This window comes from Actinomadura graeca, from assembly GCF_019175365.1.
Classification (GTDB): Bacteria; Actinomycetota; Actinomycetes; order Streptosporangiales; family Streptosporangiaceae; genus Spirillospora; species Spirillospora graeca.
In genome coordinates, this window is record NZ_CP059572.1 from 6,795,349 (window position 1) to 6,816,512 (window position 21,164).

20 protein-coding genes are annotated in these 21,164 nt (G+C 73.6%); 9 read left to right on the forward strand and 11 right to left on the reverse strand.

Annotated features, from left to right (window positions below):
- Nucleotides 1-126: 126 nt before the first annotated feature.
- Nucleotides 127-1,179 (forward strand): hypothetical protein, encoded by a 1,053-nt coding sequence (locus AGRA3207_RS30140; protein ID WP_231330519.1) that lies wholly within the window; start codon nt 127-129, stop codon nt 1,177-1,179.
- 3 nt (nt 1,180-1,182) lie between these two features.
- Here AGRA3207_RS30140 and lhgO read toward each other — a convergent pair whose 3' ends face one another.
- The 3 genes from lhgO to hisN form a co-directional block, all read right to left on the reverse strand.
- Nucleotides 1,183-2,370 carry an L-2-hydroxyglutarate oxidase gene (gene lhgO, locus AGRA3207_RS30145; RefSeq protein WP_231330520.1) on the reverse strand — a complete coding sequence of 396 codons (1,188 nt, stop codon included), beginning with the start codon at nt 2,368-2,370 and terminating at the stop codon, nt 1,183-1,185.
- Between the two features lie 21 nt (nt 2,371-2,391).
- A complete protein-coding gene (locus AGRA3207_RS30150) occupies nt 2,392-2,583 on the reverse strand; it encodes a hypothetical protein (protein WP_231330521.1) in 192 nt (63 codons plus the stop codon).
- A gap of 97 nt (nt 2,584-2,680) precedes the next feature.
- Nucleotides 2,681-3,484, reverse strand: a complete 804-nt coding sequence (gene hisN / locus AGRA3207_RS30155) for a histidinol-phosphatase (RefSeq protein ID WP_231330522.1) — start codon at nt 3,482-3,484, stop codon at nt 2,681-2,683.
- Nucleotides 3,485-3,621: 137 nt separating this feature from the next.
- Between hisN and AGRA3207_RS30160 the strand changes: the two genes are divergently transcribed.
- A complete protein-coding gene (locus tag AGRA3207_RS30160) occupies nt 3,622-4,473 on the forward strand; it encodes a hypothetical protein (protein ID WP_231330523.1) in 852 nt (283 codons plus the stop codon).
- 3 nt (nt 4,474-4,476) lie between these two features.
- Here AGRA3207_RS30160 and AGRA3207_RS30165 read toward each other — a convergent pair whose 3' ends face one another.
- The 7 genes from AGRA3207_RS30165 to AGRA3207_RS30195 form a co-directional block, all read right to left on the reverse strand.
- A complete protein-coding gene (locus AGRA3207_RS30165) occupies nt 4,477-5,976 on the reverse strand; it encodes an FAD-binding oxidoreductase (RefSeq protein WP_231330524.1) in 1,500 nt (499 codons plus the stop codon).
- Nucleotides 5,977-6,078: 102 nt separating this feature from the next.
- Complete coding sequence (rsgA, locus tag AGRA3207_RS30170) at nt 6,079-7,131, reverse strand: ribosome small subunit-dependent GTPase A (protein ID WP_420830803.1); 1,053 nt, start codon at nt 7,129-7,131, stop codon at nt 6,079-6,081.
- On the reverse strand, nt 7,104-8,390 hold the full coding sequence (gene aroA, locus AGRA3207_RS30175; RefSeq protein WP_231330525.1) for a 3-phosphoshikimate 1-carboxyvinyltransferase: 1,287 nt from the start codon (nt 8,388-8,390) through the stop codon (nt 7,104-7,106). Before aroA ends, rsgA begins: the two co-directional genes overlap by 28 nt.
- A 44-nt stretch (nt 8,391-8,434) precedes the next feature.
- Entirely contained in the window at nt 8,435-9,799 is a 1,365-nt protein-coding gene (locus tag AGRA3207_RS30180) for a CHRD domain-containing protein (protein WP_231330526.1), read from the reverse strand.
- A 229-nt stretch (nt 9,800-10,028) separates the two neighbouring features.
- The gene (locus AGRA3207_RS30185; protein ID WP_231330527.1) at nt 10,029-10,859 is read right to left on the reverse strand and encodes an anti-sigma factor family protein; all 831 of its coding nucleotides are present in this window, start codon (nt 10,857-10,859) and stop codon (nt 10,029-10,031) included.
- Nucleotides 10,856-11,458: a sigma-70 family RNA polymerase sigma factor gene (locus AGRA3207_RS30190; RefSeq protein ID WP_231330528.1), complete on the reverse strand. Its 603-nt coding sequence runs from the start codon at nt 11,456-11,458 to the stop codon at nt 10,856-10,858. Before AGRA3207_RS30190 ends, AGRA3207_RS30185 begins: the two co-directional genes overlap by 4 nt.
- Nucleotides 11,459-11,580: 122 nt before the next feature.
- On the reverse strand, nt 11,581-12,279 hold the full coding sequence (locus AGRA3207_RS30195) for a DoxX family membrane protein (protein ID WP_231330529.1): 699 nt from the start codon (nt 12,277-12,279) through the stop codon (nt 11,581-11,583).
- Nucleotides 12,280-12,329: 50 nt separating this feature from the next.
- Here AGRA3207_RS30195 and AGRA3207_RS30200 point away from each other — a divergent pair, with 50 nt between their 5' ends.
- Complete coding sequence (locus tag AGRA3207_RS30200) at nt 12,330-13,112, forward strand: SOS response-associated peptidase (protein WP_231330530.1); 783 nt, start codon at nt 12,330-12,332, stop codon at nt 13,110-13,112.
- Between the two features lie 189 nt (nt 13,113-13,301).
- Here AGRA3207_RS30200 and AGRA3207_RS30205 read toward each other — a convergent pair whose 3' ends face one another.
- Nucleotides 13,302-14,165, reverse strand: coding sequence for a class I SAM-dependent methyltransferase (locus AGRA3207_RS30205; RefSeq protein WP_231330531.1), 864 nt, complete (start codon nt 14,163-14,165; stop codon nt 13,302-13,304).
- 360 nt (nt 14,166-14,525) lie between these two features.
- Here AGRA3207_RS30205 and AGRA3207_RS30210 point away from each other — a divergent pair, with 360 nt between their 5' ends.
- The 6 genes from AGRA3207_RS30210 (at nt 14,526) to AGRA3207_RS30235 (ending at nt 21,159) form a co-directional block, all read left to right on the forward strand.
- A complete protein-coding gene (locus AGRA3207_RS30210; protein ID WP_231336437.1) occupies nt 14,526-15,131 on the forward strand; it encodes a sigma-70 family RNA polymerase sigma factor in 606 nt (201 codons plus the stop codon).
- Between the two features lie 86 nt (nt 15,132-15,217).
- Complete coding sequence (gene rsrA / locus AGRA3207_RS30215) at nt 15,218-15,514, forward strand: mycothiol system anti-sigma-R factor (protein WP_231330532.1); 297 nt, start codon at nt 15,218-15,220, stop codon at nt 15,512-15,514.
- A gap of 40 nt (nt 15,515-15,554) precedes the next feature.
- Nucleotides 15,555-16,484, forward strand: a complete 930-nt coding sequence (locus AGRA3207_RS30220; protein ID WP_231330533.1) for an NAD-dependent epimerase/dehydratase family protein — start codon at nt 15,555-15,557, stop codon at nt 16,482-16,484.
- A 506-nt stretch (nt 16,485-16,990) separates the two neighbouring features.
- Nucleotides 16,991-18,337, forward strand: a complete 1,347-nt coding sequence (locus tag AGRA3207_RS30225) for an HD-GYP domain-containing protein (RefSeq protein WP_231330534.1) — start codon at nt 16,991-16,993, stop codon at nt 18,335-18,337.
- Between the two features lie 11 nt (nt 18,338-18,348).
- Entirely contained in the window at nt 18,349-19,701 is a 1,353-nt protein-coding gene (locus tag AGRA3207_RS30230) for an HD-GYP domain-containing protein (RefSeq protein WP_231330535.1), read from the forward strand.
- Between the two features lie 114 nt (nt 19,702-19,815).
- A complete protein-coding gene (locus AGRA3207_RS30235; RefSeq protein WP_231330536.1) occupies nt 19,816-21,159 on the forward strand; it encodes an acetyl-CoA carboxylase biotin carboxylase subunit in 1,344 nt (447 codons plus the stop codon).
- Nucleotides 21,160-21,164: the final 5 nt, after the last annotated feature.

Below are 21,164 nucleotides of genomic sequence, written 5' to 3' on the forward strand. Positions count from 1 at the left end.
CGGGTCCGGACAATGGTGGTCGTACGGGGGGTGACTGCCCGCATCCGGTCGTGAGCATTGCGGGGAGGTGGGGTGTCTTGTCTTCTTGTCTGCGACCGTCACCCTTCCCCCGCTTCAGGAGTCCGGATGACCAGTGGTCCCGTCAGCCGCCGCACCGCACTGGTGACCGGCGCGGCAGCCGCGCTGTCGCTGCCTCTCGCCCGCCCGGCGGCAGCGGCCGCCCCCACCTGGCGGAACGTTCCGCTGCCCGAGCCCGCGTCGCCGCGGACGCTGGAGGCGCTCGCCGCGACAGGCCCGCGCGACATCTGGCTGCTCGGGGCGGAGGCAGGGCTCGCAGGGGCGCTCCTTCTGCGCTGGCGGGGGCACGGCTGGACGCGGTCCATGCTGCCGGCCCAGTTCGGTGTCGGCGGGAACCTGTTCGCCGCCTCCAGCCCCCGCAACGCCTGGACGTTACGGAACGACTGGGGGCGGGCCTCCCACTGGGACGGGAGGCAGTGGACGGAGGTGGAGCGCCCGGCCCTGCGTGCCGGTGATGCCCTGTCGGCCGCGCCCGGCACGACGGCGTGGGCGGTCATGGAGAACTACAAGGTGCCCGACTACCCCGTCCTGCGCTGGGAGAACGGGGCCTGGGTCCGGCAGACCCTGCCGCTGGACCGTACGGACGAGCCCAGGCGCGTCTACGTGGGCTCGTCCCGCGATATCTGGGTGACGGTGCGCACCAGGGACGTCGTGCCGTACAACCTCCACTGGGACGGCCGGGACTGGACGAAGGTCACGACCGTCTCGCCGCACGGCTCGGCCCAGGAACTCATCGAGGTGCTTCCCGTCGGGCGCCGCCTCGCGTGGGCGTACCGCCGCGGTAGCGCCGTCCCCAACGGGCGGACGCTGCTCCGCTGGACCGGCGGCGACTGGGAGGACATCCCGACCCCCGAGTGGATCGACTATGACCCGCGCCTGGCCTCGGATGGGCGGGGAGGCGTCTGGCTCGGTACCGGCAACGGGGTCGGCCGATCCCAGTACGTGAACTACAACGGCGGCGAGTGGACCACCGCGGAAGGCCCGGAACGGAACGCCCAGGACCGGGTGTACGTCGGCGCGATGCGCAACGTGCCCGGCACCCGGACGATCCTGTCCATCGTGCAGACCGGGGGAGTGTCGTTCGTCGAGCGCCTGGGGTGACCCTCAGAGGCCCGCGGTGACGTGTTCGGCGATGGCCAGGGACGACGTCGCCGCGGGCGACGGGGCGTTGCGCAGCGTGGTGACCGGGCCCCGGCGGCCGATGCGGAAGTCGTCCACGAGGGAGCCGTCGGGGTCCACCGCCTGCGCGCGGACGCCCGCGGGGGCGGGGACGACGTCCGCCGCCGTCAGCTCCGGGACGAACGACCTGGCCTCGGCGACGAACGCGCGGCGGACGGCCGAGCCGTACACCTCCCGGACGCCGGTGCGCCAGTGGCGGCGGGCCAGGTGGCGGAAGCCGGGCCACCGGAGGGTCTCCCAGAGGTCCGCCGCGCGGACGTCGCGCCGCCGGTAGCCCTCCCGCGCCAGGGCGAGGACGGCGTTCGGGCCGATGTCCACACCGCCGTCGACGCGGCGCGTGAAGTGCACGCCGAGGAAGGGGTAGCGCGGGTCGGGCACCGGGTAGATGAGGCCGCGGACCAGGTCCGTCCGGGCGGGGACCAGGCGGTGGTACTCGCCGCGGAACGGGATGATCGCGGGGGCGGGGGAGTCGCCCGCCATGCGGGCGACGCGGTCGGAGTGCAGGCCCGCGCACACCACGAGGCGGTCGAAGACGAGCTCCTCGGCGCGGGAGGCGACGGTGACCGCCTCGCCCCTGCGGCCCAGCCGGACGACCTCGAATCCGAGGCGAACCTCGCCGCCGCCCTTGACGACGTCGTCGGCGAACGCGCGGGCGACCGCCGGGAAGTCGACGATCGCCGTGGTCGGGGAGTGCAGGGCGGCGACCCCGGCTGCGTGCGGCTCGATCTCGCGCAGCTCGGCGGCGCCCAGCCGCCGCAGTCCCGGTACCCCGTTGGCCGTCGCGCGGCGCTCGATCTCTTCCAGCGGGCCCGTCTCGGCGGCGTTCCGGGCGACGACGATCTTGCCGCACTCCTCGTAGGGGAGGTTCCGGTCCGCACAGTATTCCTTGAGGAGTCCGATCCCGCGGCGGCACAGCGTCGCCTTCAGCGAGCCCGGCGCGTAGTACAGGCCCGCGTGCGCGACGCCGCTGTTGTGCCCCGTCTGGTGGGCCGCGACGCGGTCCTCCTTGTCCAGGACCGTCACCCTCACGTCCGGGCGCGTCTCGGTCAGCCGGCGCGCGATGGCCAGCCCGAGGATGCCCGCGCCGACCACGCCGATCCTTGTCTCCGCCACACCCCGCACCCTACGGGGAGATCAGCTCCCGAGGCGCTTGCGGCCCTGGGCGCGCACCCTCTTGCGCTGGGACGGGTCCAGCATCATGTAGGCGACGACGGGCAGGGCGACGACGCCCAGGACGATGAGCAGGGCGATCAGCGGGCCGAGGATCTTGAGGGCGATGAGCGAGACCACCACACCGCCGACGACGTAGACGACTTTCTTTCCCATCCCTGCACCTCCGAGGCTCTACCGGGAGAACGGCCGCCGCGTGGTCGTGGTTCCGGGACCGTCCGTCATCCACGATATATCGCGTGCGCGGGAACCGTCAGATGCGCAGGGAGAGCTGGCCGCCGCCCAGGGTGCGCAGGACGTCGGCGTGCAGCTTGCCGTTGGTGCACACGACGCTGCCGCCGTCCGGGCCCGGGACGCCGGACAGGTCGGTGAACATCCCGCCGGCCTCCTCCACGATGACCTGGAGCGCCGCGAGGTCCCACAGGGACACCTCGGGCTCGGTGGAGATGTCGATGGCGCCCTCGGCGACCATCATGTGCGACCAGAAGTCGCCGTACGCGCGCGTCCGCCACACCTCGCGGGTGAGGTCCAGGAACCGGTCGAGGCGGCCCTGCTCCTCCCAGCCGCTCAGGCTGGAGAACGACATCGACGCGTCCGAGAGGTCCGAGACGGCCGAGACGTTCATCCTGGTCGCGCGGGTCAGGCTGCGGCCCGTCCAGGAGCCGCCGCCGCGCGCCGCCCACCAGCGGCGGTTCAGGGCGGGCGCCGACACGATGCCCACGACGATCTGGTCGTTCTCCATCAGCGCGATGAGCGTCGCCCAGACGGGCACGCCGCGGACGAAGTTCTTCGTGGCGTCGATCGGGTCGATGATCCAGCAGCGGTTGCCGTAGCCCGTCTTGCCGTACTCCTCGCCCACCACCGCGTCGCGGGGGCGGGCCCGCTTCAGCGTGCCGCGGATCTGCTCCTCCACGCTGCGGTCGGCGTCGCTGACCGGCGTCAGGTCCGGCTTGGTCTCGATCTGGAGATCGAGCGCGCGGAAACGCCTGGTCGTGATGTCGTCGGCCCCGTCCGCCAGTACGTGCGCGAGACGCAGGTCATCGGAATAGCCCGCCACGGCGTGCAACGCTACCCTGATCACGCGGGGCGCCGACACACTTACCCATGCGGTTCCGGCTTTTCGGTCGTCCCGGTAGGGCGCGCCGAGGGCGTTGCGGACCGTTCCCGGGGCGGTGAGATGGCAGCATGGAGCCCATGGCGCACGACCTTCCCGGGTGGGTGGCCGAGCTGACCGACCCACGCCGGGCCCAGACGCTCGACGAGCTCGCCGACCGCCTCGTCCCCCTGGCCGAGCACGCCATCGATGTGTCCCGTCGATTGCAGGCGCAACTCAACGAGCTCAACGACCCGTTCAAACGCGAGGCCCTCTACGGGCGGGTGGAACGGCTGAAGGCCCGTGCGGGCGAGGCCCTGGAGGAGATCACGGCGGAGATCGCCGCCTCGGGGGAGGAGCGCATCGAGCGGGTGTGGGCCGACTGGGCCGAGCGCGCCGGGCCGGGCGACCGCGGGGCCCGCGAGCGGGAGCTGCGGCGGCGGCTCGACAGCGACATCGTCCCCGCCCTGTCCAAGCAGCAGCAGGACGTGGCGGAGCGGGTCGCCGCGCGGACGTCGGCGGCGCTGGAGGAGGCGACGCAGACGCTGCTGACCCGCGTCGAGGAACTGGCGAAGGCCGTGACGGACCTGATCCACGAGGTGCTGCCGCTCGCCCGCGAGGGCCTGTCCCTGGCCAGCCGCATCTCCACGCTGTCGAGCCACGCCCGGAAGGCCGGCCGGGGCCCGATCCCCGGCGAGCTGAAGGACGCGGGGGCCGAGACGGCGCGCGCGTTCGACGAGGCGGTCGCCCGGCTGGAGCTGGAGTGGGCCGCGCTCGGTGCCCGCTCGGCGAGCGTCCGGGCGGCTCTGCGGGGGGCGGAGGAGAGCGCGTTCAGCCAGGTCACCGAGGAGATGACGCGGTGCGTGGAGGAGCTGGCCCCCGAGCACGTCAAGGCGCTGAACGAGGCCGAGGCCCGGGCCCGCACGCTGTTCGAGGAGCCCGCCGGCGGCTGACGGTCAGACCGCCTGCGGGAAGCTGAACAGGCGGCCGGGGTCGTAGGCCGCCTTCGCCTTCGCGAGCCGTTCCAGGTTGGCGCCGTAGTAGGCGCGCGCCCAGCCCTTCAGCGAGCCGTCGACGTAGTTCACGTAGGCGGTGCCGCCGAGGTAGGGCTCCATCGCCTGGTGCGTCCCGTCCAGCCAGGCCGCGTCGGGGGCGAGGTACTGGACGCAGAACAGCGCGGCCCGGTGCGGGAACGCCGTGTCGCCGGGGCGCACCCGCCCGATGGCGCCGCCCATCGCGTCCATCAGCACGGACCGGTCGGCGACGCCGTTCCCCTGCTCGAAGCGCCGCAGCAGCGCGCCGATCGCGGCGTCCGGCAGCGGCCGGTACGCGACGTGCGACCGGCCGGCGTAGTCCGTCCTCGGGAAGGCGCCGCCGGGCCGCTGACCGGGAAGGGTGCCCTGGCCGTGGCATTGCTCGACCGTGTTCCCGGCGCAGCCGGCCATGAACTTCATCGCGTCCATGTAGGGGCGGGCCCGGGCGCTGGACGTGCCGGGATCGACGCCGGCCGCCGCGGTGAGCCGGTCCATGTGCGGCCCGGCGTCGTCGAGCGCCACCCCGGACACCTCCACGCTCGGGACGCCGTCGGACGGCCGGCTGTTGAGCTGGAGGCTCGTCCACACGGAGTCCGGCGCGGACGGCGCCCAGCGCTGCCAGCCGCGGATCGCCTCGGCGGCCCGCGACCAGGGCCAGCGCAGGGTGAACGGCGTGACGTCGCCGACGCGGTGCGTGCGGAAGGTGAACGAGACGGCGACCCCGAAGTTCCCGCCGCCCCCGCCCCGGCATGCCCAGAACAGCTCTGCGTCGCGGCGGGCGTCGCAGACCCGGATCCGCCCGTCCGCGGTCACGACCTCGACCGACTCCAGGACGTCGCAGGTGAGCCCGTACGCGCGGGACGTGACGCCCAGGCCGCCGCCCAGCGTCAGCCCGGCCACCCCGACCGTCGGGCAGCTTCCGGCCGGGACGCCCACGCCCTCGCGGGCGAGCCGGTCGTAGAGATCGATCAGCCGGGTCCCCGCGCCGACGGTGGCGCGGCCGCCGTCCACCGTCACCGCGCTCATCGCGGAGACGTCGATGACCAGGCCGGTGCCCGTGGACCAGCCCGCGTAGCTGTGCCCGCCGCAGCGCACCGCCACCGGCACCTTGCTCCGGACGGCGAACGCCAGGCAGGTGCTCACGTCCGCGGGGGACGCGCAGTAGGCGATCCCCTGCGGCCGTATGCCGTCGTACCTGGGGATGTAGAGGCGGCGCGCCTCGTCGTAGGAGTCGTCATCGGGACGGACGAGCCTGCCCTTGAGGTACTTGGGCAGCGCGTCCCAGCCGGAAGGGGTCACGGTCGCTCCAGGGGACCCGGCGGCGGGCCGCGTCGCCCGCGCGGGCGACGGCCGGTCCTCGCCGGAGCACCCGGCAGCGGCCAGGCCGCCCAGGGCCGCCTTGAGCACCGCTCGCCGTTCCATGCGGTCATTGTCCCGGGCTCGGGACGGCGCCCGGAGCGTTTTGGGAAACGTCTCGAAATAGGGGACATGGCCTCCCGGGGCGGACCGGCGGCCCGTGTCCGGCTACTCGGCCTCGCCCTCGCGGCTGGCGAGCAGGCGGCGCAGGGAGTCCAGGCGGGCGCGGCTGGCGTGGCCGTCCTCCACCCAGCCGTCCAGGCCGCAGTCGTCCTGGAGGTGGTCGCACTGCGGCGGGCAGCGCTCCGCCGCGCCCTCGGCGAGGTCCTCGAACGCCTGGACGACGTTCTCCGGCTCGACGTGCGCCAGCCCGAAGCTCCGCACGCCCGGCGTGTCGATGATCCAGCCGTCGCCGCCGGGCAGCTCCAGCGCGATGGCCGAGGACGAGGTGTGCCGGCCGCGCCCGGTGACCGCGTTGACGTGGCTGACCGCGCGCTCGGCGTCCGGGACCAGCGCGTTGACCAGGGTGGACTTCCCGACGCCGGAGTGACCGACGAGCACGCTGGTGTGCCCGGACAGATGGCCGCGCAGCTCCTCCAGGCCGCCGCCGCGCCGGGTCACGACGTAGGGGACGCCGATCGGCGCGTACTCGGCGACCAGCCCGGCGGGGTCGGCGAGGTCGGCCTTGGTGAGGCAGAGCAGCGGGTCCATCCCCGCGTCGTAGGCGGCGACGAGCTGCCGGTCGATCATGCGGGGGCGGGGCTCCGGATCGGCGAGGGCCGTGACGATCACGAGCCGGTCGGCGTTCGCGACGATGATCCGCTCGAACGGGTCGGTGTCGTCGGCGGTGCGGCGCAGCGACGACGTCCGCGGCTCCACCCGGACGATCCGGGCGAGGGTGTCGGTGTCGCCCGACACGTCCCCGACCAGCGCGACGTGGTCGCCGACGACGACGCCCTTGCGGCCGAGCTCGCGGGCCCGCATGGCGGTGACGGCGCGCTCCCCGGGGGCCCCGGCGTTCACCAGGCAGCGGTAGCGGCCGCGGTCCACGGCGGTGACGAACCCGGGGGAGGCGTCCTCGTGCGCGGGACGGCGGCGGGTGCGCGGGCGTGACCCGCGGCGCCCGGGGCGCACCCGGACGTCGTCCTCGTCGTAGTCGCGTGCTCGTCGTGCCAGTGGTCCGCGTCCCTGTCTCAGGCGGGCGCCAGCATCGACGCCCACAACCCTGTGAAGTCCGGAAGAGTCTTGCCCACGGTGGCCGGGTTCTCCACCCGCACGCCGGGAACGGCGAGTCCCAGCACCGCCGCGGCCATGACCATCCGGTGGTCGTCGTAGGTGTGGAAGACGCCGCCGTGCAGCGGCCTCGGCCGGATCTCCAGGCCGTCCGGCAGCTCGCGCGCGTCCCCGCCCAGCGCGTTGATCTCGGTGACCAGCGCCGCCAGCCGGTCGGTCTCGTGGCCGCGCAGGTGCGCGATCCCCGTCAGCCGGGACGGCGAGTCCGCGAGCGCGGCGAGCGCGGCGAGCACCGGCGTCAGCTCCCCGACCTCGTGCAGGTCGGCGTCCAGCCCGCAGAACCCGCCCGGGCCCCGCACGGTCAGGCCGTCCGGCCCCCGGGAGACCTCGGCGCCCATGGCGGCGAGCAGGCCGCGCAGCGCGTCGCCCGGCTGGGTCGTCGCCTCCGGCCAGCCGGGGACGGTCACCCGGCCGCCCGTCACCAGCGCGGCGCCCAGGAACTGCGCGGCGTTCGACAGGTCCGGCTCGATGGGCCACTCGCGGGCCCGGACGGGACCGGGCGCGACGTGCCAGACGTCCTCGCCGGTCTCGACCGCCACCCCGGCGTCCCGCAGCATCCGGACGGTCATCGCCAGGTGCGGCGCCGACGGCACCGGCGGCCCCTCGTGCCGGACCTCCACGCCCTTCTCGAACCGCGGGGCGGCCAGCAGCAGCCCCGACACCAGCTGCGACGACCCGGACGCGTCGATCGTGACCGGCCCGCCCCGCACCGCGCCGGTGCCCCGCACGGTGAAGGGCAGCGCCCCGCGCCCGCCGTCGTCGACGTCGGCGCCGAGCGCCCGCAGCGCGGTGATGATCGGGCCCATCGGCCGCTCGCGGGCGCGCGGGTCGCCGTCGACCGCGACCTTGCCGGACGCGAGCGCCGCGACCGGCGGCAGGAACCGCATCACGGTCCCGGCCAGGCCCACGTCCACCCGCGCCGGGCCGGTGAGGTCCGCCGGGAGCACCCGCCAGCCGTCGTGGCCCCCGCCGGCCTCGTCGGCCTCGATCCCGGCGCCCAGGGCGCGCAGGGCCCCGGCCATCAGCTCGGTGTCCCTGCTGCGCAGGGGCCGGGTGACGCGGGACGGGCCCTCGGCCAGCGCGGCGAGGACCAGCGCCCGGTTCGTCATCGACTTCGAGCCGGGCAGCGGCACGGTGGCGTCGACCGGGACGTGCGCGACCGGGGCCGGCCAGTGCGGTGAGGACATACCCGCAAGGCTATCGGCCCCGGTCGGCGGAGGCGTTCCGAAGATCATCCGATGAAGACGTAGTCGGCCTTGTACGGGACGCGGACCAGGGGCCGCGTCGCCGGGTCGCAGGTCCCGGCGGGGGCGACGCCGCCGACCGTGTTCAGCCTCAGGATCTGCGCCGTGCTCGACAGCAGGCCGCCTTGCGCGCCGGTCTGCGTGGCGTCCAGCACCAGCTCGGGGATGTTGCCATCGCCGTGCGGGGTCTTGATCACGGCCTTGCCCGTCACCGCGCTGCCGTCGGGGGCCACCCACTGCGGCGGGCCCGCGGGCCCGGGGTTGACGAAGCTGTGGCGCACCGAGTCCTCCAGCACCGCGGCGACGCCCTCCTGGGTGTAGGCGTTCCCGCCGGACGGCTGCGCGGTGCAGCGGTAGATCTGCCCACCCGACACGACCGCCCTGGTGAACGCCCGGGGGGTGCGGCCGGGGGCGGGGGCGAGCTGGCCGCGCACGGCGCCACCGGGGAACTCGGCGGTGTGCAGGTTGGTGTAGAAGCCGCCGGGCGCGTTCGTGATCTCGCGCGCCAGGCCGGGCGCGACCTGCGAGACGCCGGCGATGCCGGTCACCGACGCCGGGAGCCCGGACGGCGCGGCGAACAGGTCCGCCACGACCGGCCCGTTGGCGCCCCGGGCGCCCCGGTGGATGTGCCCGAGGGTGGGCGGCGCGATCGACGACCAGGTGAGATTCCACGCCAGCGTCCCGTCGTGGGCGCGGGCCAGCCCGCTCGCCCGGCCGTCCGGGTCGCCGGTCGGCTTGCCGTCCGGCGCCGGGACCTCCTGCGCCCCGTCCGCGATGGACTGGAGCGTCGAGGGGGAGCCGCCGTTCAGGACCCCGTTGAGGTCGGCGGGCCGGGTCAGCTTGTGCAGCTGCCCGCGGACGGCGCCGCCGGGGAACTCACCGGTGTGCAGGTTGGCGTAGAGGCCGCCCGGGTCGTCGCGGAGCCGGGCGAGGGTGTCCTTGTCGGTGATCGTGACGGTGCCGGTCACGGCCCTGGCCGACCCCGGCAGGGTCCCCGCGAAGAACGGCACCTTGACCGCGCCGTTGGTCCCGGCGGCGCCCAGGTGGATGTGCCCGGCGGTCGGGGCCGCGATGTTCTGCCAGCGCAGCGCGTACCAGAGGCGGTCGCCCTGGATCCGCAGCACCGCCAGGGCCCTGCCGTCACGGTCCCCGACGGCGGGCCCGCCCTTCGCCGGCACCTCGTTGCCGCCGTTGAGGCTCGCGGCGAGGAAGGTCACGTCGTCCCGGCCACCGGCGGTCCCGGGTCGGCCGCCCGCGGCACCGGCCATTCCCGCCGCGCCGGCGACGCCCGCCCCGGCGGCGATGAAAGCGGCGGCGGCGAGCGCCGGAAGTGCGATTTTACGAATGGACATCGATTTATCCCTGGTCTCTAGGATCGTCCGTCACTTCGGCTGTGCGGAAATGTTGTTCTGCCTTCAACCAGTCGCACGGACGGCGCCGGGCCCAGGGTTCAGTGGTGACAGGTCTTTTTTGCGTGCAGAAGATGATGGAGCGTGCCATTAATGGCAGAAAAACGCCAGGCCCGGTGCGAATACCGGGCCTGGCGGTTCTCGGTCGATGACCGGCGGAATCAGAGCGGAATCAGAGCGGAATGGTCAGCAGGACGGGCCCGCCGTTGTCGACGACCACCTCGAAGCGGCTCAGGTCGCCCCGGACGATCCCGGTGCCGCCGTGCGTGATCAGCGGGGCGGGCGAGCCGGGCACGCCGTACCCCTTGACCGGGACCTGCCAGCCCGTGACGACGCTGCGCTCGCCGCTGCGCGACACGGCCTCCAGGTGGCACTTCAGCGGGCCCTTGACGCCGCGCAGCTCCAGCCCGACGTGCGTCCCCCAGCCCTTGCTCTCCAGTCCGACGACGCCGGAGGCGCCCGTCGCGGCATTGCTGGCCCGGTGGCGTTCGCCCCAGATGACCAGGGCCTGCGCGGGGCCGTGACCGGAGTGCTGGTCGGACGGCGCGGCGCCGTCGTCCAGCGAGGCGCCGATGGTCACGCCGGTGGCGAGCAGCGCGGCGGCGGCCGCCGTCCCGATGATGTACGTCCCACGCCGGAACCGGCGCTCGGCCCGCCGCTTCTGGCGCAGCATGTCGATGACCGGCGCCGCCGGGGCGGACGGGTCCTCCTCCCCGGGCGCGGGCGGGCTGATGGACGGCACCGTCCCGGGCGGCCCGGCGGACGCGCCGCTCGCTCCGCCGTGCCGGCCGGGGCCCGCGGGAGGCTCGTCCGCCGCCCGGTCCGCCGACTCCAGGAACGGTCCGATCCCCGAAAGGGCCTCTGCCATTCCCGCCATCTGCCGCAGCTCGCCCGAACACGACCCGCATTCGGCGAGATGCGCCTCGAAGGCGCGGCGGTCGGCCTCCTCCAGGAGGCCCAGCGCGTAGGCGCCGACATCGGTGTGCTCGACCTGAGAGCTCATGCTGTCACGCCCCTTTCCTCCAAGGCGACGCGCAATGCGCGCAATGCGTAGTACACCCGGGATTTCACTGTTCCGACCGGGATTCCGAGCGCCTCAGCGGCCTGGTTCACCGTCCGGTCCCGCAGCACGGTCTCCGTCAGCGCCTGGCGGTGCGCGGGCGAGAGTGAGGCGAGCGCCTCCGCCACGACGACCTTGTGCAGCAGACCGTCCATTTCGTCCGCCATTGGCAGGTGCTCCAGGGGGCTGTCGCCTACCTCCGGCGGCCGGACCTCCCGGTACCGCCGGTTGTCGATCACGATACGCCGGGCGACCGTGGCGAGCCAGGGCATCAGCGAGGCGGTGCGGTCGTCCAGCCGGTCGGCGCTCCGCCACGCGCGGATCATGGTCTCCTGCACCACGTCCTCGGCCCACTGGCGGTCCCCGCCGGTGAGCCTCAGAACGAACGCCAGAAGCGGACGGTGATAGTCGCGATACAGCTCGGCGACGATGCGCTCGTCGTCGTCAGCCGATCTCGGCTGCGGCCGGTCCGGCGCGCCGGGCCTGCGGATGAGGCTCCGCAGCCCGCCGGTCCGGCGTCCGGTCGATCCGGGTGCTGCCATGGCCGGGCGTCTCCGTCGGTCGGGGGAACGGGCGGTCAGCCTGCAGTACGGGCACGCGGCGGCGCACGGTTCAACCCTCTTGAGCCTTTTTTAAGGTTGTCTTCGGAAACCGGCCCCCGGAGTCAGCGCCGGGACCCGGCCAGCGCCCTGCCCTTCCTGGCCGTGGCCTTGACGGACTTGCCCGCCTTGCCCACCTTGGCGGCCTTCCCAGCTGCCTTCGCCGTCTTGGCGGCCTTCGCGGCGCCCCTGCCGGACCTGGCCGCCTTGCGCGCGCCCTCGGCACGCGCCTGCCGCACCTGCCGGGCCGCCTCGCGCCGCGCCTCCCTGAGCGTGAGCGCGGCCTCGCGGCGCAGCGCCTTCACCTCCGCGCCGCTGCGGATCTGCGTCTCCCGCGCACGCCTGCGCAGCTGCGCCGTCCGCGGCGCGCGGCGCGGCTCTCCCGCCACCATCAGCAGCGCCCCGAACAGCCCGGCGTTCTTCAGCAGATGCGACCGCTCGTTCGCGCGGCGCTCCGGGTCGTCCTCGGTCCAGTAGCGGTGCTCGGTGGCCAGCGCGGGCAGCAGCTGCGCGGCGAGCAGCAGCGTCGTCAGCCGCCGCAGCCTGCCCGTCAGCAGCAGCGCGCCGGTGCCGAGGCTCAGCGCGCCCTCGATCCGGACGAGCGCCTCCGGGTCCTTCGGCAGCCACTCGACGCGGTCGGCGATCGGCTTGACGGACGGGCCGACCTGCTCGGCCCGCCCGCGCGGATCCCGGAGCGCGTCCAGCCCGGACATGATGTACGGCGCCGCCACGAACGGGCGGGCCAAGGTCGTGATGGGTCGCATGACCCGCTACATGCCCACCGCGCAGCGCCTCAAGCGGGCAGGATGGAGGCATGTGCGGTCGCTATGCCACCACCCGGGCCCGTCAGGAGCTGCTGGACGAGTTCCAGGTCCAGCTCGACGCCGTCGACGGGGACATCGAGCCCGACTACAACGTCGCCCCCACCAAGCAGGTCCCCGCCGTCCTCACCCGGCGGCCCAAGGACGCCCCCGAGGAGGAGGCCGCCGTCCGCCAGCTGCGCACGCTGCGCTGGGGGCTCGTGCCCTCCTGGGCCAAGGACCTGTCCATCGGCTCCCGCATGATCAACGCGCGGGTGGAGACGGCGCACGAGAAGCCGTCCTACCGCCGCGCCTTCGCCAAGCGCCGCTGCCTGCTGCCCGCCGACGGCTACTTCGAGTGGTACACCCTCGAAGGCCAGGACGAGCCCGCCGGAAAGAACGGGAAGAAGCCGAAGCCGCGCAAGCAGCCGTTCTTCATCCGCCCCAGGGACGACGCCCTCATGGCCATCGCCGGCCTCTACGAGCTGTGGAAGAGCCCCGAGGACGAGTGGGTCTGGACCTGCACGGTGATCACCACCGACGCGCCCGACGACCTCGGCCGCATCCACGACCGGATGCCGATGGTCGTCGAACCCGGCCGCTGGGAGTCCTGGCTCGACCCCGAGCTGACCGACGTCGACGAGGTCCGCGGCCTGCTCGTCCCCGCCATGGCCGGGACGATGGACGCCTACCCGGTGTCCAAGGCGGTCAACAACGTCAAGAACAACGGGCCGCAACTCATAGAACCCGCCACGGACGGGGATAGCCCGGGTAACGATTCCGACGCCCTGTTCTAACCGCGGCGCTGTGTTCATTGCGGTGCCCTTGGCGTCGGGCGCTGGGGCGCCCTCCTTCGGCGGGCACTGCGGCGATCGCTGCATCGCTTCGAACTCGCCCGGAGGGCTCGCTGCGCGATCAGTTGCTTGCTTCGCTCGCAACTGCCTTCGGACGCGATCGCAACGGTCTGGTTGTTGGGGCTTTGGTTACTACTTGTTCGATTCGGGTGGGTGTTCGGTTGCTTTTCGGTCCAGCCTTCTGGCGCTGGCCAGGAGGTGGATTCCCAGGGAGTCGTCGGCCGGGGGGCCGTTGAGCTCGGTGCGGACCAGGCGGGGGAGCGCACGCGGGGCCGAGGACAGGACGTGTTCGACGGTCGAGGGGGACAGGACGGTGCGCGGCCTGATCCATTCGACCTCCAGGCCGGCCTCGGTGAGGAGCTCGCGCAGCTGCTCGGCCCAGAAGCAGCGGGTGATCGTCCCGTCGGGCCAGGGGACGAGGACGACCTCGGCGGACGGGACGTCCGACAGGTGCGCCCAGTAGTTCTGCTCGGCCAGCAGCGCCATGCCCAGGGTCAGGGAGTCGACGCACAGCAGGACGCGGCCGCCCGGGCGCAGGACGCGGGCGATCTCGGTGACCGTCGCCTCGGTGGCGAGGTGGCGGGACAGGACGCGGTTCTCGGCGATGACGGCGTCGATCGAGGCGTCGGCGACGAAGGGGAGGGCGCCGGAGTCACCGGCCACGACGGTCGCGCCGCGTCCCCTTGCGGACCGTCCGTTTCCCGGCCGCCGATGCCCGTTACCGGACGCCGCGTGCCCGGCCGAACCGGGGCGCTCCAGCAGGGGGTCCCGCACCTCCAGGACGGAGTGGCCGGCGCCGGCGGCGCGGCGGGCGCTGCGGCCGCGGTCCCCCGAGATGTCCAGCACCCGTGACGGGCGGCGCGGCAACCAGCGTGTGAGCTGGGCTTCCGCGACCGCCCAGTAGAACGTCCAGTAGCTCGCCAGCGAGTCCCCGGCCTCCTCCGAGGGGGCGTCGCGCAGGCTGGCGATGGTGGGCTCGGGAGGTCGCGCCGGCACCGGTAGCAACGGTTTGCTCCTGTTCTCGCCATGTATGTGACTTCTTTCCCCGTCCGGCGGCCGTCATCACCCTCCGTGCAGGTCGGGGTGGGTGACCCGGCCTCCGGGAAACCTCCGGAAACCGTTTCGCGTGCCGCCCCCGGTCAGGGAATCGTCGGGGACGCCCCGGCGTTGCACCGTCTCACAAACACCAGTACAGCGGAGGTGTGACTGATGACCACGGCCGTTGCCGATCCCACGCGGAACGCCGGGAGGACGGCGCCGCCCGGCGACGCCAAGGCCCCCGCCCGCGTGATCAGGCCGCGCGGACCGATATCGTCTGTGAGGTACGACGCCGCCGGCGTCGCCGCAGTCAAGGGGGTGGGTCAGGTACCGGGCACCACGGAGACCGTGGAGCAGCGCCAGGAGCGGTTCCAGCGCGACGTGCTCCCGTTCTTGGACCAGCTGTATTCGGCCGCGCTGCGCATGACGCGCAACCCGGCGGACGCCGAGGATCTCGTCCAGGAGACCTTCGCCAAGGCGTTCGCGTCCTTCCACCAGTTCAAGGAAGGCACCAACCTCAAGGCGTGGCTTTACCGCATCCTGACCAACACGTTCATCAACTCCTACCGCAAGAGGCAGCGCCAGCCGCAGCAGGCCGCCACCGAGGAGATCGAGGACTGGCAGCTCGCGCGCGCCGAGTCGCACACCTCCAGCGGGCTGAAGTCCGCCGAGGCCGAGGCCCTGGAGCACCTGCCCGACTCCGACGTCAAGCGGGCGCTGCAGGAGCTGCCCGAGGAGTTCCGCATCGCGGTCTACCTCGCCGACGTCGAGGGCTTCGCCTACAAGGAGATCGCCGAGATCATGGGCACGCCCATCGGCACCGTGATGTCGCGGCTGCACCGGGGCCGCCGGCAGCTGCGCGGCATGCTGGAGGACTACGCTCGGGACCGTGGCCTCACGCGCACGAGCGGAGGCCCCGCATGAGCAGGGAGAGCGTCCGCCGCGCGGAGGCGTGCGGCAGGCCGGACACCGCGCCCGCCCACGCGGTGCATGAGGAGGGTGAGTGAGCCATGAGTTGTGGCAACCACCACGAGACCCCGTGCGACGAGGTGCTCGCGCGGGTGTACACCTATCTTGACGGCGAACTCGACCAGGGGGGCTGCGGCGAGGTGCGCGAGCACCTCGACGAATGCGGGCCCTGCCTGCGCGAGTACGGGCTGGAGGAGGCCGTCAAGAAGCTCGTCAGCAAGTCGTGCGCCTGCGAGCAGGCGCCGGACGAGCTGCGCAGCAAGGTCCTCGGCCGGATCGAGGAGATCTGCGGCGAGATCAAGAAGGCCGGCGACGCCGGGAGGACCGAGACCGCCTGAGCGGGCCTCGGGGCAGGGCGCCCTCGGTATCGTGCGGGGGATGCTCGTTCTCGTCACCGGCGCGGCCGGATTCATCGGATCCCATCTCGTCGACCGGCTCCTGGCCGACGGCCACGAGGTCGTCGGCGTGGACGACTTGTCCTCGGGCTCCCACGTCAACCCGGCCATGGAACTGTGGGAGATGGACGTCGCGGACCCGGCGCTCGCCGTGCGGGTCGCCGCGCGGCCTCCCGAGGTGGTCTGCCACCTCGCCGCCCAGGTGAGCGTGCGCGTCAGCGTCGCCGATCCGCTGCGCGACGCCCGCGTCAACGTGGTGGGCACCGCGAACGTGCTGGAGGCGGCGCGGGCGGCGGGCGCGCGCAAGGTCGTCTTCGCGTCCAGCTGCGCGGTGTACGGGGTGCCGGACGCGCTGCCCGTCCCGCCCGGCGCGGCGCTTCGCCCGGCCTCGCCGTACGCGGCGTCCAAGGTCTCCGGCGAGATCTACGCGCGGATGTACCGGGAGCTGCACGGCCTCGACTTCACCACGCTGACGCTGGCCAACGTGTACGGGCCGCGGCAGACGCCCGAGGGCGAGGCGGGCGTGATCTCGATCTTCACCGACGCGCTGCTGGCGGGCCGTCCGACGCGGGTGTTCGGCGACGGCACGCAGACCCGCGACTACGTGCACGTCCTGGACGTCGTGGACGCCTTCGCCCGCGCCACCGGCGACCAGGGCGGCGGCGGACGGTTCAACGTGGGCACGGGGCTGCAGACGACCGACCGGGAGCTGCACACGCTCGTCGCCGCCGCGGCGGGCGCCCCCGACGAGCCAGGGTCCGCGCCGCCCCGGCTCGGCGACCTCCCCGCCATGGCGGTGGACCCCGGCCCGACGCGAGAGGCCCTCGGCTGGACCGCGGCGACCGGCCTGCGCGAAGGGCTCGCCGACACCGTCGCCTGGGCGCGGGAACGCAGCACCGCCGGACGCGCCTGAGCGCTGCGGAATGTTTTCCGGACCCGATTCTGACTGCGTTTGTGACTTCTCGTGGTGGTGCACGTGCATGGCGTGCCCGGACGAGCGTTTGAAGGCAAACGACGTGGCCCTTTCCGGACGGACAAATGATCACGTGAGGTGACGATTGGTTCACGCTTTGCTCACGATTCTCTGCTTGCCTGTGTGGCCCGGGCCGCGAGCGTTAGGCTTGTGCCGAAATCAGCGACGGGAGCAAGTGCACGCCCCGGAAATCGGGGTATGTGCTCGCCCGGGAGGACCGGGACCGGACGGTCCCGGCGGCCGGCCGCGAGGCCGGACGGCCCGGATCGGCGGGGGGAGGCAGAGCAGGCATGAAGCGTGAGATGCCGGCCGGTGACGGCCGGCACCCGAGCGCCTCGGCGTCGTCGTCGCTGATGATGCCCAAGGGCGTGTCCTGGGTCTAGTGCCGGCAGGCACGACCGATCCCGGCGGCGGCCCGCTCATTCGTCACTCCCGAGGGGGCGGCAATGCGTGGACTTCCTCCTGCTGCCTGGGCGTACGTGTGCGGTGTGGCCGCCCTCGCGGCGGGGCTCATCGCGACGTCGTCCTTCGCGGAGCTGGACTGGACCAAGCTGGCCGTGCTGGCCTTGCTCTTCCTGATCTGCGACTCCGCGCCCGCGCGCCTGAACGTCGAGCGCGCCAGGGTCTCGCTCAGCTTCGCCGCGAGCCTGGCCTCGGTGGTGCTGCTCGGCCCGGAGGGCGCGGCGCTGCTGGGCGTCTGCGCGCTGGTCACCGGCCAGCGTTTCTTCGCCCCGGTGAAGCGAGTGTTCAACGGCGCCCAGTTCGCGATCAGCGGCTTCATCGCCGGAACCGTCTTCGACCTGCTCGGCGGGCATGAGTTCAAGCCCGGCAAGGCCCACTGGGTCGAGCACGTCACCGGCCCCTTCCTCGGTGCCCTCGCCACGTTCGTCCTGGTCAACCTGTCCCTGATGGCGGGCGTGCTGCTGCTCAGCCGGCAGGCGGCGCCGCGCGAGCTGCTGAGCGAGAGCGGCCAGCTCGCGTTCGGCTGCCTCGGCTACGGCATGTTCGGCCTGCTGATCGCGGGCCTGTGGCCGCGCGTCGGGCCGTTGTCGGCCGTCCTGGTGCTGCTGCCGCTGTTCGTCGCCCGGTGGGCGCTCGAACAGGCGCACGCGCAGCAGCAGGCGCACGCCGCGACCCTCGCCGCGCTGTGCCAGGCCGTCGAGACCAAGGACTTCTACACCCGCGGCCACTCCGAGCGCGTCTCCCGCGGGTCGGTGATGATCGCCCAGGAGATCGGGATGCGCGCCGACCGCGTCGAGGCGATCCGGTACGCCGGGATGCTGCACGACGTCGGCAAGCTCGGCGTCCCCACCAAGGTGCTGCAGAAGTCCGGCTCCCTGACCGAGGAGGAGTTCGCCGCGATCCAGCTGCACCCGATGCGCGGGCTGGAGATCGTCCGTGAGATCGGGTTCCTGGACGAGGCGCTCGCCGGGATCATGCACCACCACGAGAAGATGAACGGCCGCGGCTACCCGATGGGCCTCGCCGGCGACGAGATCCCCGAGTTCGCCCGGGTCATCTCCGTCGCCGACGCGTTCGACTCCATGACCTCGACCCGCTCCTACCGCGCCGCCCGCACCACGCGGGAGGCCGTCCGGGAGCTGCGCCGCGGCATGGGGGACCATTTCGACCCGGCGATGGTCGAGGCGTTCCTGCGCGCGCTGGAGCGGGACGGCTGGGACCCGCCCGACCCGGTCGTCCTGCCGGACGACGACGTCGTCGAGACCACCCAGCAGGACCACGACGACCCGAGCGCCCCGCTCAAGGTCGCCGGCGACGAAGCGCGGCGGTGACACGGCCCCCCATGAGCAGCACCAAGATGCGGTCCCGGGAGCGGGCCGCGTGGCAGACCATCGACTCCGGCCAGCTCCTGCTCATCGCCACGGCCGGCCTGTTCGTCATCGTCGCGATCACCCAGGTCGCCGCCGTGCGGCTCGTCCAGCCCGACGTCGCGATCATCTTCGGCGTGCTGATCGCGCTCGGCGAGCTGTTCCGGATGGTGATGCCCGGCAACCGCGAGGTCGCGCCCATCGCCAGCGCCGGCGCGACCGGATACGCCCTGCTGGTCGGCGTCGGGCCGGAGAACGCCCCGCCGGGCGCGCCGCTCGGCGTCGAGGCCGCCGCGCACTCGCCCCTCCAGGTCGTCGCGGTGACCGCCGCCGGGATGCTCGTCGGGTCGCTGCCGCACATCGCCGTCGGCCGTTCCCCGCGTCCCGACGCGATGGCGCGCCGGCTGTTCACCGTCGCGGTGGTCGCCCTGTGCTTCCGCCCGCTGCTGTCGTTCCGCCTGCCCTGGCAGCTGCTGCTGGCCGTGATGGGCGTCGCCGTGGTCGCGGCCTGCTTCACCGACGTCCTGATCGCGGCGATGATCCGCGCGGAGGCCGTCCGCGCGCGGTTCGGCATCGCCCTGCGGGACGAGGTGGACGCGAAGCTGGGGCTGTGCGCGGCCACCAGCGCCACCGCCATGCTGATCGCCGTCGCGACCACCGCGATGGGCGAGGCCGCGCTGCTGATCTTCACGGTGCCGATCCTGGTCACCCAGTTCGCGTTCCGCAGGTACGCCGGGATCCGCGCCACCTACCTGCAGACCGTCCGGGCCCTGTCGCGGGTCACCGAGGTCGGCGGCTACGTCGAGACCGGGCACTCGCGGCGGGTGTCGCAGCTCGCCGTGTCCATGGGCCGCGAGCTCGGCATGTCGGAGGAGGAACTGCTCGAACTGGAGTACGCGGCGCTGATGCACGACATCGGGCAGCTGTCCCTCGGCGACCCCATCCCCGGCGGCGCCACCGTGCTGGCCTCCCCGGCCGAGCAGCGCCGCATCGCCGAGCTGGGCGCCGAGGTGATCAAGCAGACGGGCGTGCTGGACCGGGTCGCCCACATCGTCCGGCTGTCGTCGCACCCCTACCGGACGGGCCGCGAGGGCGCCGCCGGCGACCCCGCCGCCGACCCCGCCGCCGCGTCCCGTCCCGTCCCGCCGCCGCTCGCCGGGCGCGTCATCAAGGTCGCCAACGCCTACGACGACCTCGTCGGCGACTCCGCCGACCGCGATCGCGGCGCCGCCGTCCTGGAACGGCTGCGGCTCGACTCCGCCGCCGAGTACGACCCGACCGTCGTCGAGGCGCTCAGCCGCGTCGTCGACCGCCGCCCCCGGTCCTGAGGGCGGTGACAAATCCGCCGTCCCGACTTTGTCGATCCGTGGCGGACGCGGCGGCGCGGCGGGCGCTAGTGTCGGCCGGGTCGGCCCGCCCCCACCGCAGAAGGAGGCCCGCGGGTGTTCGAGTCCGTTCTGGTGGCGAACCGCGGTGAGATCGCCAGCCGGATCATCCACACCGTCCGCTCGATGGGGCTCAAGGCCATCGCGGTGTACTCCGAGGACGACGCGTCCCTGCCGTTCGTCGCCGAGGCGGACGAGGCGATCCTGCTCGGGCCCGGCGACCCGGCCCGCAGCTACCTCAACGCCGCCGCCGTACTGGAGGCCGCGCGCCGGACGAACGCCCAGGCGCTCCACCCCGGGTACGGGTTCCTCGCCGAGAACGCCGCGTTCGCCCGCGAGGTCGCCGGGCACGACCTGGTCTGGGTCGGGCCGCCGCCGCTCGTCGTCGCCCGCATGGGCGACAAGATCAACGCCCGGAACCTGATGAAGGAGGCGGGCGTCCCCGTCGCGCCCGGCGTGTGGGAGCCCGTCCCGGACGCGGCCACCGCGGTGGAGGAGGCCGAGCGCATCGGCTACCCCGTGATGGTGAAGCCCGCCGCCGGAGGGGGCGGCATCGGCCTCGCCGCCGCCTACGACGAGACCGATCTCCGCGGCGCCTACGAGGCGGCGCGGGGCCACGCCGAGCGCCTGTTCGGCGGCCCCGGCGTCCTCCTGGAACGGTACGTCGAGGGGGCCCGGCACGTCGAGGTGCAGATCCTCGGCCTGCCCGACGGCACCGTCCTCGCGCTCGGCGAGCGGGACTGCTCCGTCCAGCGCCGCCACCAGAAGATCGTCGAGGAGACGCCGTCGCCCGGTGTCTCCCCGGGGCTGCGCGCGCGGATGCTCGACGCCGCCGTCCGCGCCGGCGAGGCCGTCGGCTACCGGGGGGCCGGCACCGTCGAATACGTCGTCGATCCCGTCGCGCAGGAGTTCTTCTTTCTGGAGATGAGCACCCGCCTCCAGATCGAACATCCCGTCACCGAGCTGGTGACCGGCATCGACCTCGTCGAGCAGCAGCTGCGGATCGCCGCGGGCGAGCCCGTCTCGTTCACCGACGCGACCCCGCGCGGCCACGCGGTCGAGTTCCGCGTCCACGCCGAGGACCCGCGGGGCTTCCGCCCCTCACCGGGGGAGATCAAGGTCTGGGAGGAGCCCGTCGGCGACGGCATCCGCATCGACGCGGGCTACGCCGAGGGCACCACCGTCACCCCCTACTACGGCCCGCTGCTGGCCAAACTGTGCGTGCACGGCGACGACCGCGACCACGCCCTGCGGCGCGCACGGGCCGCCGTGGGAGCGTTCCGGATCGAGGGGATCCACACGAACCTGCCGTTCCTGGACGAGCTCCTCGACCGTCCCGAGTTCACGGACGGCTCGTACGACACCGGTGTCGTGGCGCGGATGCGCCCGCTCCCGGCCTGAGGGGG

Bases quoted from the DNA above. Each gene is read 5' to 3' on its own strand.
- AGRA3207_RS30190 (WP_231330528.1), bottom strand. From the start codon at position 11,458: ATGGCAGCACCCGGATCGACCGGACGCCGGACCGGCGGGCTGCGGAGC.
- AGRA3207_RS30150 (WP_231330521.1), bottom strand. From the start codon at position 2,583: ATGGGAAAGAAAGTCGTCTACGTCGTCGGCGGTGTGGTGGTCTCGCTC.
- aroA (WP_231330525.1), bottom strand. From the start codon at position 8,390: ATGTCCTCACCGCACTGGCCGGCCCCGGTCGCGCACGTCCCGGTCGAC.
- AGRA3207_RS30200 (WP_231330530.1), top strand. From the start codon at position 12,330: ATGTGCGGTCGCTATGCCACCACCCGGGCCCGTCAGGAGCTGCTGGAC.
- rsrA (WP_231330532.1), top strand. From the start codon at position 15,218: ATGAGTTGTGGCAACCACCACGAGACCCCGTGCGACGAGGTGCTCGCG.
- AGRA3207_RS30140 (WP_231330519.1), top strand. From the start codon at position 127: ATGACCAGTGGTCCCGTCAGCCGCCGCACCGCACTGGTGACCGGCGCG.
- AGRA3207_RS30160 (WP_231330523.1), top strand. From the start codon at position 3,622: ATGGCGCACGACCTTCCCGGGTGGGTGGCCGAGCTGACCGACCCACGC.
- AGRA3207_RS30220 (WP_231330533.1), top strand. From the start codon at position 15,555: ATGCTCGTTCTCGTCACCGGCGCGGCCGGATTCATCGGATCCCATCTC.
- AGRA3207_RS30225 (WP_231330534.1), top strand. From the start codon at position 16,991: ATGCGTGGACTTCCTCCTGCTGCCTGGGCGTACGTGTGCGGTGTGGCC.
- AGRA3207_RS30185 (WP_231330527.1), bottom strand. From the start codon at position 10,859: ATGAGCTCTCAGGTCGAGCACACCGATGTCGGCGCCTACGCGCTGGGC.
- AGRA3207_RS30195 (WP_231330529.1), bottom strand. From the start codon at position 12,279: ATGCGACCCATCACGACCTTGGCCCGCCCGTTCGTGGCGGCGCCGTAC.
- AGRA3207_RS30180 (WP_231330526.1), bottom strand. From the start codon at position 9,799: ATGTCCATTCGTAAAATCGCACTTCCGGCGCTCGCCGCCGCCGCTTTC.
- AGRA3207_RS30165 (WP_231330524.1), bottom strand. From the start codon at position 5,976: ATGGAACGGCGAGCGGTGCTCAAGGCGGCCCTGGGCGGCCTGGCCGCT.
- AGRA3207_RS30230 (WP_231330535.1), top strand. From the start codon at position 18,349: ATGAGCAGCACCAAGATGCGGTCCCGGGAGCGGGCCGCGTGGCAGACC.